Below are 12,860 nucleotides of genomic sequence, written 5' to 3'. Positions count from 1 at the left end.
ACCGAGAGGCCATCATGCTCAACAAATTTCAGAAGAAATGGGTGGGCGCAGTCGCTTCTCTCGCCGCCCTGACGATCGCGGTCAGCGGATGCACCCGGCCCGCTACCGACAACTCCGCGGAAAGTGGTGGCCTGGTACGGATCGCGGTGGGTGTAGACCCGTCGTACGCCCCGATTTTCCTGGCCGACCACGAGGGCATGTTCGAGGCCGCCGGCCTCGACGTCCAGGTCATCCAGACGGAAGGCGGGGCGGCGGGCGCCCAGAACGTCGTAGCCGGAACTTCGGAACTCTCCGGCAATGCCGACTCGACGGCACTGTCCGTCATGGCCGCCAATCCGAGCCTGCGGGCGCTGGGCGTATTTCAGGAATCCGACCGGTACTTCCAGGTTGTACTGAGGAACGGCGTCGAACCGAAGTCGATCAAGACCATGGGCGTCTTCCCCGGCATCGGTCTCTACTTCACGAACCAGTACCTGGCCAGTCTCGGCATCGACCCCACGACGGTCACACTCGTGAGCACAAGCCCGCCCGAACAGCCTGCTTTGCTGGCGCGCGGTGACATCGACGGCTTCCTGTCCTTCGACCCCTGGGTGACGCAGAGTGTCAATACCGGCGGGCGCGTTGTTGCCACGACCGGCGACTTCGGCGCCAAGTACGCCCAATGGATCATCGCTTCGGACAACTGGTTGTCCGCGAACGAAGAAACCGCAGGCAAGGTGTTCAAGGTGATCTCGGAAGCGTCGGCAATCGTGAACTCGGATCCGGATCGGGCTGCAACCGCAATTGCCGCGTCTATCCAGATGGACCCGGCCGAGGCCGCAGACCGGGTGACCCAAATCGATTTCGGTGGACGCGGATTCACCGAGGACGACGTGGAGCGCGCAAACGAACTTGTTGCATTCTTCCGCGAGCAGGGCAAGATCTCCGCGGACATCGATCCGTCGGCCGTCCTGCTCTCGGGATGGGTCGAGCAGAACGCCGCCTGAGCGGAGAGTGAGAACGGGTCCGGTGGGCAGACCGAAATCATGTCGCCCACCGGCCCGCAGAACTACGTTCGACACCAGTCGGTTCGGCGATATCTTTCGATTGAAACGGAGTAGTTGTGGTGCATCCCCCGGTACGGGTCGTAGAGATTTCCAGTCCGTTTGCGCGATTCGCCGGGCGCATCCTGGTCGGGCTGGGTTTCGAAGTCATTCTGGTAGAACCACCCACCGGTGACCCCAGTCGCACCGAGTCCCAGGGTGATTCGTACTTGCATTGGCATGCGGGCAAGAAGTCCGTTGTCCTCGATATCGACGACAGCAACGATCGCCTCGCTTTCGAAGCACTGCTGCGCAGTGCCGACGTCCTGCTCGACGGCAGCGCGACCGGCGCTCTACGCGACAACCGAGGATCTCTCGTTCACGTACGAGTGACACCCTTCGGCACAACCGGACCGCGAAGTGACTGGAAGGCAACAAATCTGACCGTCGCGGCACTCGGCGGGATGATGGCCCAGGTCGGCGATCCCGAGCACCCTCCACTGCTGCTCCCCGAACTCCAGGCTGAGCAGCTCGCCGGAATCAATGCCGCAATCGGCGTGCTTCTCGGACTGCGTTCGCGATCCAAGGGCCACAACCCGTTGCTGGAGATCAGCGCTCAGGAATGTGTTGCCGCCGCGCTGGAAGCGGGCACTCTTGCCTACATTCACGAGGACCGCGTACCACCGCGTCCGGGCCGGGTACATCCGCTCGTTCCGCACGGACTGTTCCAGGCCGCCGACGGTTATGTCGGTGGCGGCCTCGGCGGTAGCCCCCGCATGTGGGACGGCATGCTGGCCTGGCTGATCGACAACGATGCTCAGGACGATCTCGATCAACCGGAGTGGTCCGACGCGGTCTACCGAAAGACGCATCAGGAACACATTTTCGACGTTCTGTCCGCCTTCATCGCGAAGTGGCCGAAGGAAGAATTCGCGGTCAGCGCGCAGTCACGCAAGTTGCCGTGGGCAGCGGTCGACCGGCCCGAAGAACTGCTGCGTAACCCGCAACTCAACGACCGGGACTTCTTCACCGACGTGACCGGAGATCACGGTACCTACCGCGATCTCGGGTTCGGCTTCGCTTTCCCCGAAGGCCGGCGCATCGGAACGCTCGAGGCTGCCCGGTTGGGCCAGCATCAGGAACTCTTGAAGGCCACCTCGCCTGTGGCAGTGAACGAAACCCACGAGTTCAGCGGTGGCAGCACGCCCAGCCTCGAAGGTGTCCGCGTCCTGGATCTCACGTGGGTGTTGGCGGGCCCGTACGGCACCAGAATCCTTGCCGACCACGGTGCCGATGTCATCAAGGTCGAATCGATCGGACGCCCGGACCCGACTCGCTTTGCACCGTTCATGCATCTCTCGCGAGGACCGCACGACAATCCGAACACCAGCGGGTACTTCAACGACGTCAACCGAAACAAGCGCAGCATCACACTCGATACCCGATCCGCAGAGGGCCTTTCGGTACTGCGCGACCTGATCAGGAACTCCGACGTCGTGGTCGAGAATTTCAGCTCGTCGGTCATGGACAAGATGGGGCTCGGCTACGAACAACTCCGGGAGCTCAACCCGGACATCATCTACGTGTCGATGTCCGGGATGGGTCACACCGGTCCTCGCAAGGACTGGGTGTCGTATGCCGACATCGTTTCGGCAAGTACCGGTTTGACCGCACTGACCGGCTGGAACGCCGATGACGTTGTCGGAGTCATCTACGGCCATGGCGACATCGTCGCCGGACTGCAAGCCGGCGTCGCGATGCTGGCAGCCCTCGACTACCGCGACCGGACCGGCCGGGGACAGCACGTAGACCTGTCACAACTCGAAGCCATGACAGCGCACATGGGTACCAGCGTTCTCCGAGCCGCCCGGTCACAGTCCCCCGATCCGATCGGCAACAGCCATCACGAACTGGCACCACACGGCGTGTACCCGTGCCTCGGCAGCGACCGGTGGTGCTCGATTGCCGTTCGCGATACCACGGAATGGAATGCATTGTGCCGCATCATCGAAGCAGAGAAATGGATCGGCAATCCTGACTTCGCGAGTGCAGAAAGCCGCCAAGCCGATCACGAACGTATCGACGACGCCATCGCCGACTGGACCAGGACTCTGTCACCCGAAACCGTCATGGAACGCTTGCAATCGGCGGGTATCGCGGCCGGCACCGTCCAGGACGGACGCGACCTGGTCGAGAGCGATCCACATCTTCGGGCACGCAGTTTCTATTCGGCACAGGAACATCCCCTCGCCGGAACATTCCTCCACGAAGGCATCCCCGTTCGCCGGAACTCCGAACCCGGCTCGATCCGACGCGCTGCGCCGGTGCTGGGCGCGGACACCGACGACGTCCTCGAGTCGGTGCTCGGATACAGCGACGAACTGATCGCCGGACTTCGCGACCAGTCGATCCTGTCCTGACCGCACTCATATTCAGTACATCCATTCACAGATCGCTACTAGGAGACACAATGCGCGCGGCCCGACTCCATCAGTTCGGCACTTCACCGGTCATCGACGACATCGACATTCCCACACGTGAATCCGGTCAGACGCTCGTGCGCATCGACGCTGCCGCGCTCGGCCATCTCGACATCACCGTCGCGAGCGGAAACTTCGGAGTCAAGCCGAACCTGCCACATATCGGTGGAACAGACGGAGCGGCGACGGTAATCGAATCCGACACCTATGAGCCTGGCACCCGCCTTCTGGTCCGAGGCGGCGGAGTCGGCCTGTTCAAGAACGGTTGCTGGGCTGAGTATCTGGTAGCGGCAGACAAGGCGTTCACACCCTTTGATCCCGCACTGTCGCCGGCCGTCGCCGCAACCTTCTTCCTGCCCAGCACAACCGGCTATGTTGCCGTCAACGACATTGCAGCCGTCGCTCCCGGCGAACGAGTTGTTGTCGCCGGAGCATCCGGCGCTGTCGGATCGATGGCAGCACAGTTCGCTCTGCTTGCCGGAGCGTCCGAGGTAATCGGTGTTGTACCGCGCGAAGATCAGGCTGCCTTGCTTCCGGAGGGTGTGCGTCCCGTCGTCGGGCAAGGCGACGAACTTGCCGGAGTGCTGGGATCCGAGCCTTCCGTCGACGCCGTGATCGACACGCTTGGCGGCGACGGCTTGCCGCACCTTCTGGCGAGTGTTGTCCCCGGTGGCCGGGCTGCCCTGATCGGATATACCTTGGGTAAGAGCCTCACCCTGGACTTGCCGAACTGGTTGCTCAGCGATGTCCGGATCCTGCCCGTCAACATGATTCGCAAGACTGCCCGGCAAGCCGAACTGGCACCTGAAATGATCCGGCTGCTCATCGAACGCAAGATTTCCGTTGCAGTGCAGGAGTTTCCGCTGGATGACATCGCAACGGCACTGCAGTTGATGGGTGAGGGCAAGGTTGCCGGCCGGGCCGTCGTCGTACCCTGAGGGATACAATTACCCATGCCCCACGACGCACATGCCATTCCGCGCTCGCTTCCGGATTTGATCCGGAGGCGAGCTTTGGAGCGTCCGGAGCACCCGGCGCTCGTCGTCGACGGGATCACGGTCACCTACCGTGAATTGCGGGATCGTGCAGCGTCGATTGGGGCGGATCTCCGTAATCACGGTGTCGGCCGTGGGGAGCGCGTGGCGGCACTGTCCGGCAACAGGATCGAACTGGCAGACCTTGTTCTCGGATGCGTGTGGATCGGTGCGGTTGTCGTCCCACTCAATACGGCCCTCCGAGCCGACAGTGTTGCCAGCGCACTCGAACAGGCTGGTGTACAACGGATCCTGGTTTCACCCGAATACTCAGGCGCTGTAGCCGGATTCGACGGCACCGTGTGGGTCATGGGTGAACAGTGCGTCCCCACTGCCGGTTCGCATCCGGGCTGTGAGCCCGAGACCCTCGATCCGCTCGACCTGGCCGCGATACTCTTCACCTCCGGCACCACCGGTCTGCCCCGAGGCGTCCGATGCCCGCACGCGCAGTTCCTGCAGTGGGGCAAAGGCGTCGGCGCCTCACTCGGGCTCACCGGGGACGATGTGCTGTACAACTGCCTGCCGCTGTTTCACACCAATGCTCTCAATGCCTTTGTTCAGTCCCTTTGGGCCGGGTCTACTTTTTTCCTGGGACAACGCTTTTCGGTCCGCAATCATTGGCGCGAAGTTCGCGAGATCGGCGCAACTGTCGACTACCTGCTGGGTGCGATGGTGGCCATGTTGATGAACGCGGACCCATCGCCGCAAGACCGACAGCACAGCGTCCACGTGGCACTTGCCCCCGCAACGCCGGCTCATCTGATCGAACCGTTTGCCCAGAGATTCGGTGTAGAACTCGTGGACGGATTCGGAAGTACCGAAACCAATCTCGTGATCGGCACACTTCCGGGAGATCGGCGGGCCGGGTACATGGGGCGGGTGATGAGTGGCTACGACGCCGCAGTCGTCAACGACGGTACTGCTGCCGCAGACGGGGAGCCCGGCGAACTGGTGGTCCGCAGCACGATCCCCGGCGCCTGTTCACTGGGCTATCTGGGCGAGGAGATTCCGGCGACGGAGAGTTGGATACAGACCGGTGACAGGGTGATTCGGGAAGCAGACGGCTGGTTCCGATTTGTCGATCGCATCAAAGACGTGATTCGGCGCCGCGGTGAAAATATTTCCGGGGCCGAAGTGGAAACCGTTCTGGCGTTGCATCCGTCGGTCGGTCAGGTTGCCGTCTTCCCGGTACCGTCGGATCTGGCCGAGGACGACGTCATGGCAACTGTAATACTGCGCCCCGGAGTATCTTTCGACCCCATTTCGATTCTGGAGTTCTCCCAGCAACAGCTGCCGTACTTTGCACTTCCCCGGTACATCGACGTCGTGGACACGTTGCCACTCACCGAAACCGGCAAGGTACAGAAAGCAGTGCTACGTGAGAGGGGCGTCGGCCCACACACCTGGGACTGCGAGAAGAGCGTGTTCCGCGCCCGGCGATAGACCGCGCCTCGCTACTTGCCGCAACCGTTGAACGAACACATCACCGGACTGCAGATCGTGCGCAGAGCCAGCGGGTCGCTCGGCGAATGTGTGCACTTCATGGCATGAAGTTTTCGGGTGATTCCGGCGCCGGCAGTGCGCAGGGCCCCGGTGATGCGGCTGACGTTGAGGCGAGCCGTCGGCGCTGTCACAGACAACGCGCCGGCCAGAGTGCGCGGGCCGCTGAACACCGGCACTGCGACGCTCATGTACCCGAGCCGTGTCTCCTCGACCTCCACCGCGAGTTGTTCCTTACGCATCCGCTCGGTTTGCTGGCGCAGCACGCTGACGGACATCGTCGTTCGACTGGTCAAGGCGGTGAAACCCTGCTCGACTACCTCGTCGAAGACCGATTGCGGGGAGAAGGCAAGGATGATCTTGCCGGTGGCGGTGCAGTACAGCGGGAGCCGACCGGCCACCCGCGACTGCTGATTGAGCCCGCGGTGTCCGATGATCTTCTCGATGTAGAGGACGTCGATGCCGTCACGAACCGCAAAGTGAACCGTCTCCTGCGTCGCCAGCAGTAGGTCCTCCATGTACGGCAGCGCCGCGTCGCGCAGAATCCGCTGACGCGGCACCAATTGGCCCAGCTCGAACAATCGCAGGCCGAGCCGGTACTTGGTACCCGCGCGCTCGAGCAATCCCCACTCGACCAGCTCGCCGGCCAACCGGTGAACCGTCGCTTTCGCGACCCCACTGCGCCGGGTGAGCTCCGTCAGAGACAGGTCACTGTGGTCGGTGTCGAAAGCGTCCAAGATCATTCGAGCCTTGCCCAGGACCGAGGACAGTTCACCTGCAGGCTGCGATGCAGCGGTCGTTTCCGACGCGATGGGTAGTACGGATCCGAACCCGACGGATTGTTGTGGAGCGGCCATGAGTGTCCTCCTGAACGATCTGTGACAGCCTGCCGAGACCGAGTGCCACAACGACCGAGATCGGTCGGGGTCCTCGTTAGGTGCAGGTGCTTCGAGACTGACACTATGGTGACGACACGATGAGACGCACGCCACACGGTCCGCTCAGTGAACCCGTCCCGCAGAGTTTACACGGGGCGCCTACCTGCGTAATTCTCCAGAAACATGCGGACGGCGGATGCAATCTGCGGAGCGTGCTCCTCGACGAGTGCGACGGTCCCCGATTCGACGATCTCCGTTTCCACCACTGCCGCACCCGTCAGGTGTGCACGTAACGGCGCAATGTTAGGCATCGAGAAGGGATCCTTCTGCGCGCCGATCAGCAAAACCGGCGCAGTCACCGAACCGACTCTCGCCTCCATGACGTAGCGGGCGCAGGCTTTGTGCCCCTCCGCCGGATCTACCCGGTAGGCAAGCGCGTCTCGGATGAACCTGTCGAGCAGTGCGGTGCCTGGTTCGGGGTAGTAGGGGCGACGCATCTCCCACAGCCTGGTCAGATGGCTACCGTCTGCGGCCCGGTCGACGCAGTCGATCCCACCGGGTCCCGAGTGCCCCTCGCGGTAGTTGCGGTCGGTCCACGGGCACGACGAGAGCACGGCAGCGTGCACCCTCTCGGGGCGTGATGCCGCCATCTCGAGCGCCACTGCCGCACCGGTGTGGTGACCGATGACCGTGACTCGATCGACGCCCAGGGTGTCGAGCAATTCCCACGCGCCTCGCGCATAGGTCTCGATGGTCTGCGGGCCGGGCACCGGAGCACTGTTGCCGTACCCCGGCATGTCCATCGCGACAACGCGGAAGTCGTCGGCAAGGAGTGGAATGAACTCGCGGAACTCGTCCCACGACCGGGGCGCCTGATGAAGCAGGAGAATCGCCTCACCCGAACCTTGCTGCGCGTAATGCAATTGCCCGAAAGACGAATCAACGTATCCGAGTTGCAGGCCGCCAGCCATCAGAACGCCGCAACCATCGGGGTATCGACGCCGACGATGTCGATCTTTGCCGAACCACCCGGATTTCCGACGGGCTCGCTACGGGTAGGCAAGACCTCGAGGAAGAAGCGCTTGTTGTCTTCCTTGAAATCCGGGTCTGCTTTCCGGTCGACGGTGATCGCCTCCACCGGGCAGGCCAATTCGCAAGCGCCGCAATCGATGCATTCGTTCGGGTTGATGTAGAGCTTGCGATCACCCTCGTAGATGCAATCCACGGGGCATTCTTCCATGCATGATCGGTCCGTGTAGTCGATGCATGCTTCACCGATGACAAATGCCATTGCCTAGCTCTCCTGTTCGGTGGAGTGTCCAGGGAAGATTTCTGCTTCCGGATCCAGCACTGCCGCAGCGTTGTTCACCGCAGTCGCGGCCTCGCCGAAACCGACGGCGATCAAGCGGACCTTGCCGGGATAGTCCGTGATGTCCCCGGCGGCATACACACGCGGAACATTCGTCTCCATCCGTGTGTTCACCGCGATGTGGCGATTGTCGATCTCGATTCCCCACTCCATCATCGGACCGAGGTCGGCCGTGAATCCCAATGCAGCGATGACGGATTGAGCGAGCAGCGTGGACGTGCTCTTGTCTTGTTTGTGGGTGATGTCGACCTCGCCGATCCACCCGTTTCCACGTACCGCCGAGACATCGGCGTTGACGAGAACCTGGACACTGCTTTCCTGCACCTTGGCGACTGTGGATTTGTGCGCGCGGAAACGATCTCGCCGGTGAACCAGGGTGACGGACTTGGCAATCGGTTCCAGGTGAACGGCCCAGTCGAACGCGCTGTCGCCGCCACCGACGATGACAACGTCTTTCCCGGTGTGCGCCGACAAATCCGGGACGAAGTAACTCAGCCCCCGATCCATGAACTCCGAACCCTTCGCCAACGGACGCGGGGTGAAGGTTCCGATGCCGCCGGTGATGACAACCGCGCCGGCCACCACGACCTGGCCCGTGCTGGTGGTGATCCGCACCCGGCCGTCGTCGTCATGCGACAGCTCACGAGCCTGCATGCCCAGAAGGTACACCGGATCGAACGGGGCAGCCTGCGCCATCAAACCCTCGATGAGGTTGCGTCCCTTGACCGAAGGGAATCCCGCGATGTCGAGGATCGCCTTCTCCGGGTACATCGCACTGACCTGTCCCCCCGGTTCCGCAAGGGCATCGATCACGGCAACCGAGAGGCCGCGGAAGCCTGCGTAGTACGCGCCGTACAGCCCGGCGGGGCCGGCACCAATGATCAGAATATCGACGCCGATCTCGTTGTCGGTCGCCGTGGAAGACGTTTTGTTCACACTCGATACGGTATTGCGCCGACGGACTCACGCAAATGAAACCGGTCCGCTCAACAGACCTCGGTAACAGTTGCGGGACAACACGAAAAGGGCCCGCCGACCTCTCGGTCGACGGGCCCAAAGTTCGCAGGAATTCAGTGCGCGAAGAATTCAGTGCGCGAATACCTCGGGTTCGTCTGCTGCGATCTTCTGGATGATGGTCGAGTACGCAAACCACCCCACCTTCTCGGTGCCGACTGCTTCGTAGGTCTGCGCCGCGATCTTCTCGTGCAGGACAAGCGGATCACCGGCGGCTCGCGCCGTCAACTCCGCCTGCATCGACCGCTCCATCGACACATACCACCACACTGCGCTCTCCACGGAAGTTCCGACGGTCAGATGACCGTGGTTGGTGAGGATCACGGCCTTGTTCGATCCGAGGGCATCCGCGATGCGAATCCCCTCCTCTTCGTCCAGCGCCACCCCGTGATACTCCTCGTAGATCGAGTGATCCTCGTGAAAGGCGCACGCGTCCTGAGTGATCGGCGTGAGGCGGGTGTGCAGCGAGGAGAACGCCTTACCGTTCAAACCGTGAGCGTGAACAGCTCCGATGACGTCGGGACGAGCCTCGTGAACCTTGCTGTGGATGACAAACGCTGCTCGGTTGAGCGGTCCGTCTCCGGAAATGACCGCGCCGTCCGACGCCACATGCAGCAATTCCTCCGGCTGAACCTGGGAGAAGTGCCGCCCGAACGGCGCAGTCCAGAAAGTCTCCGGATCTTCTGGGTCTCGGGCGGTGATATGTCCCGAGATTCCCTCGTCCAAACCGAATTTCGACAAAATCCGATACCCGCCGATGACAGCGGTCTTGCGACGACGCCGCTCACTCTCGATATCGGTGAACTCGGGCGGTCCCGGAATTCCGGCCTGCTCGGCAATGCTCAGCGGGTGATTCATGCTGCGCTCCTGACTATTTGACGCCGTAACGGGCGAGGTACCGCGAGGACAGAATGCGGAGAATCCGGTCGAAGATGAAGCCCATGATGCCCAGGACGATGATGCCGACGAACGTCCAGTCGATCCGGCCGTAGTTTCGAGCCTGCCAGATCATCGAACCGATACCCTGGTCGGCGGCGACGATCTCCGCCGACACGATGGTGAGGAAGCTGTTGCCCATCGCCAGGCGAGCGCCCGTGACGATGCCGGGGATCGACGACGGCAAGACCACCGTCTTCATGATCTGAAGTTTGTTGGCACCAAGATTTGCCGCTGCCTGCAGTTTGTTCTCGCTGATCGCTACAGTCGCGGCAATCGTGCTGACCGTGACGATGAATACCGAGGTGTAGAAGATCAGAACAACCTTCGACGTCTCACCGATGCCGAACCAGACGACGGCGAGAGTGACAAACGCAATAGGCGGAATGAACCGGAAGAACTCGATGTACGGATCGAGGAGCTGTCGCACGATGGAAATGCGGCCCATCAGAATTCCGACGGGAGCACCGATCACGACACCCAGGAACCAGCCGATGAGAATTCGCTGACCCGATGCGGTGATCGACGACCACAGAACGCCGCTCTCCCACAGTTCCTGTGCCGCCGACCATACTTCGGCCGGTGATGCAATGGTGGTCGGCCCGTACCACCACGCCAGGAACGACCAGATGCCCAAACCGATTGCCGCTGAGGCTGCATACATCAGCGTCGCTTTGACAATCTTGGATCGCCGCGCCGACGAACGCTTTTTTGTCTCCGCCACCTTCGCTGTTCTCACACCGGCTGAACCACCGGTCACTACAGCCGTCACAGCTCGTCCTCCTCAATGCCTTGGTTCCGCAGCGACGCAACCACTTCTGCCCGAATGTCGTCCCGCAGCTTCTCGTAGAGCTCGATCACCTCGGGATCGTTGCGGTCTCGCGGACGAGCCGCATTGACCTCGTAGACGCTCTTGATCCGGGCCCGCGGGCCGGCCGACATCACGATCACACGGTCAGCCAACGTCAGTGCCTCGTCGATATCGTGAGTCACGAATACCACGGTGCAGCGGGTGTGCCGCCAGATACGGTCGAGTTCGGTCTGCAGAACCTGACGAGTCTGAGCGTCCAACGCACCGAACGGCTCGTCCATGAGAACCAACGACGGCTGGTTGGCAAGAACTCGTGCGATCTGAACACGTTGCCGCATACCGCCGGACAGCTGCGAGGGGAACTTCGCACCCGCGTGGGGCAAGCCGACCATCGCGAGGTACTCGGCCGCGATACTCGCCTGCTCGCTGCGGTTCGCTCCACGCATCCTGGGGCCGTAGGCCACGTTCTGGCTCACGGTCATCCATTCGAACAACGCTTCGGAGCTCTGAAACACCATGCCGGCGTGGCGGTTACTGCCGGCGACGACATCTCCGTCGCACACGATCTCGCCGGCGCTGGGTTCCACGAAGCCGGCCATGGACGACAGCAGCGTCGACTTGCCGCAGCCACTCGGACCGAGCAGACAGACGAATTCACCTGGCTGCACGTGCATGTCGATTCCGGCGACGATCTCCGCCGCGCCGAAGCTGATTCCGAGGTCGACCACGTCGATGGCAACACCGGTGTTCTTCTTGCCGGGGCCGGCTGTCCCCGCGCTATTCGTCGAGCTGGTCGTTGAACCACTTGTTGCGATACTCACTGTGCACCATCCTTGTACCAATCCAGAAGCATTGCCGATTCGAGATCCGGCTGGTCGCTGAGAACACCGATCGACTTGTAGAAATCTACGATCGACTGAGCCGACTCGACATCCGCAGCTTCGAGATTCACCACGGCGAAGTCGATCTCGTCCACCGCGGCAATAGTCTGATCCTCGCTGACGTTCACAGCCGCCTTGGTCGCGGACGCTGCCACGCCCGGATCCGACTCGACCTTGCGCGTTGCCTCGTCGAGCACCTTCGCGACGGTTCGCGCTGTCTCTTCGTTGGCCGACAACCACGGAGCCGTCGTGATCGCCCAATGATGATAGAACCAGCCGTAGTCTCCGGTTACTGCCACCACGTGGCCGGTTCCCTGATCCAGGGCGGTGGCCGGCCACGGCTCCCACAGGACAAACCCGTCGATGTCGCCGCGACTGAGCAGTGCGGGCATGTCCGTCGGGGTCGCCGAGATCATCTCGACCGAACCGGGGGCAATGGAGTTGGCAGCGAGGTACTTGTCCGTCGAAATCTGGCTGAGACCCGGGACGATGCCCATCTTCTTGATCGCAGCCGGTGAGTCGACACCGTTACGCAGCACGACCTTGATGTAGTCACCCGACGCCTCGTACGAGTACATCGCGCGCAACGACGGATTCTGACGCAACTGGGCGATCGTTGTCGTATCGGAGCTACCGGCGATCTGGACCTGCCCGGTCGAGAGTGCGTCGACGGCCTCGCCACCACGACCGAACTGGACGAGTTCGACGTCCAAACCGGCAGCGTCGAACATGCCTTCCTGATCCGCTACGAAGAACGGAGCGTAGGAAGCATCGATTCCGACTGCGATACGCAGTGGTCCACTTCCGGCAGAATCAGCTGTGCTTTGCGTCGCCGGGCGGCTGCATGCGCCGGTTGCAACGGTCAGCAGCAGCGCAGCCGAAACAAGAGCAGTCCTTCCAAACTTTGACAGCGAGGCCATCTACTCACACCTTTG

Annotated in this window: 12 protein-coding genes; 4 read left to right on the top strand and 8 right to left on the bottom strand. The window is 62.1% G+C overall.

Annotated features, from left to right (window positions below; genetic code table 11):
- Positions 1–14 precede the first annotated feature (14 nt).
- The 4 genes from BH682_RS01920 to BH682_RS01905 all read left to right on the top strand — a co-directional run bounded on the left by BH682_RS01920 (position 15) and on the right by BH682_RS01905 (position 5,979).
- Positions 15–986: an ABC transporter substrate-binding protein gene (locus BH682_RS01920; RefSeq protein ID WP_075831887.1), complete on the top strand. Its 972-nt coding sequence runs from the start codon at positions 15–17 to the stop codon at positions 984–986.
- A gap of 119 nt (positions 987–1,105) precedes the next feature.
- The gene (locus BH682_RS01915) at positions 1,106–3,442 is read left to right on the top strand and encodes a CaiB/BaiF CoA-transferase family protein (RefSeq protein ID WP_223304517.1); all 2,337 of its coding nucleotides are present in this window, start codon (positions 1,106–1,108) and stop codon (positions 3,440–3,442) included.
- A gap of 50 nt (positions 3,443–3,492) precedes the next feature.
- The gene (locus tag BH682_RS01910) at positions 3,493–4,440 is read left to right on the top strand and encodes a quinone oxidoreductase family protein (protein WP_075831883.1); all 948 of its coding nucleotides are present in this window, start codon (positions 3,493–3,495) and stop codon (positions 4,438–4,440) included.
- Positions 4,441–4,455: 15 nt separating this feature from the next.
- The gene (locus BH682_RS01905) at positions 4,456–5,979 is read left to right on the top strand and encodes an AMP-binding protein (protein WP_075831881.1); all 1,524 of its coding nucleotides are present in this window, start codon (positions 4,456–4,458) and stop codon (positions 5,977–5,979) included.
- A gap of 11 nt (positions 5,980–5,990) precedes the next feature.
- Here the strand turns inward: BH682_RS01905 and BH682_RS01900 are convergent, their stop codons facing one another.
- The 8 genes from BH682_RS01900 to BH682_RS01865 all read right to left on the bottom strand — a co-directional run bounded on the left by BH682_RS01900 (position 5,991) and on the right by BH682_RS01865 (position 12,845).
- On the bottom strand, positions 5,991–6,893 hold the full coding sequence (locus BH682_RS01900; RefSeq protein ID WP_007731601.1) for an IclR family transcriptional regulator: 903 nt from the start codon (positions 6,891–6,893) through the stop codon (positions 5,991–5,993).
- 167 nt (positions 6,894–7,060) lie between these two features.
- A complete protein-coding gene (locus BH682_RS01895) occupies positions 7,061–7,885 on the bottom strand; it encodes an alpha/beta fold hydrolase (RefSeq protein ID WP_007731603.1) in 825 nt (274 codons plus the stop codon).
- Positions 7,885–8,205 carry a DUF362 domain-containing protein gene (locus tag BH682_RS01890; RefSeq protein WP_007731605.1) on the bottom strand — a complete coding sequence of 107 codons (321 nt, stop codon included), beginning with the start codon at positions 8,203–8,205 and terminating at the stop codon, positions 7,885–7,887. The genes BH682_RS01895 and BH682_RS01890 overlap by 1 nt, the downstream gene beginning before the upstream one ends.
- Before the next feature lie 3 nt (positions 8,206–8,208).
- Positions 8,209–9,219, bottom strand: a complete 1,011-nt coding sequence (locus BH682_RS01885) for an NAD(P)/FAD-dependent oxidoreductase (RefSeq protein WP_007731607.1) — start codon at positions 9,217–9,219, stop codon at positions 8,209–8,211.
- A gap of 150 nt (positions 9,220–9,369) precedes the next feature.
- Positions 9,370–10,155: a class II aldolase/adducin family protein gene (locus BH682_RS01880; protein WP_075831879.1), complete on the bottom strand. Its 786-nt coding sequence runs from the start codon at positions 10,153–10,155 to the stop codon at positions 9,370–9,372.
- 13 nt (positions 10,156–10,168) lie between these two features.
- Positions 10,169–11,005, bottom strand: coding sequence for an ABC transporter permease (locus tag BH682_RS01875; RefSeq protein ID WP_019746502.1), 837 nt, complete (start codon positions 11,003–11,005; stop codon positions 10,169–10,171).
- Entirely contained in the window at positions 11,002–11,865 is an 864-nt protein-coding gene (locus BH682_RS01870; RefSeq protein WP_007731623.1) for an ABC transporter ATP-binding protein, read from the bottom strand. Before BH682_RS01870 ends, BH682_RS01875 begins: the two co-directional genes overlap by 4 nt.
- Positions 11,862–12,845 carry an ABC transporter substrate-binding protein gene (locus tag BH682_RS01865; RefSeq protein ID WP_007731624.1) on the bottom strand — a complete coding sequence of 328 codons (984 nt, stop codon included), beginning with the start codon at positions 12,843–12,845 and terminating at the stop codon, positions 11,862–11,864. The genes BH682_RS01870 and BH682_RS01865 overlap by 4 nt, the downstream gene beginning before the upstream one ends.
- Positions 12,846–12,860: the final 15 nt, after the last annotated feature.

Source organism: Rhodococcus sp. YL-1 (assembly GCF_001942025.1).
GTDB classification, from domain to species: Bacteria; Actinomycetota; Actinomycetes; order Mycobacteriales; family Mycobacteriaceae; genus Rhodococcus_F; species Rhodococcus_F qingshengii.
Note: the sequence above shows the minus strand (reverse complement) of the source record. Positions and strands in the feature narration are given on the sequence as shown.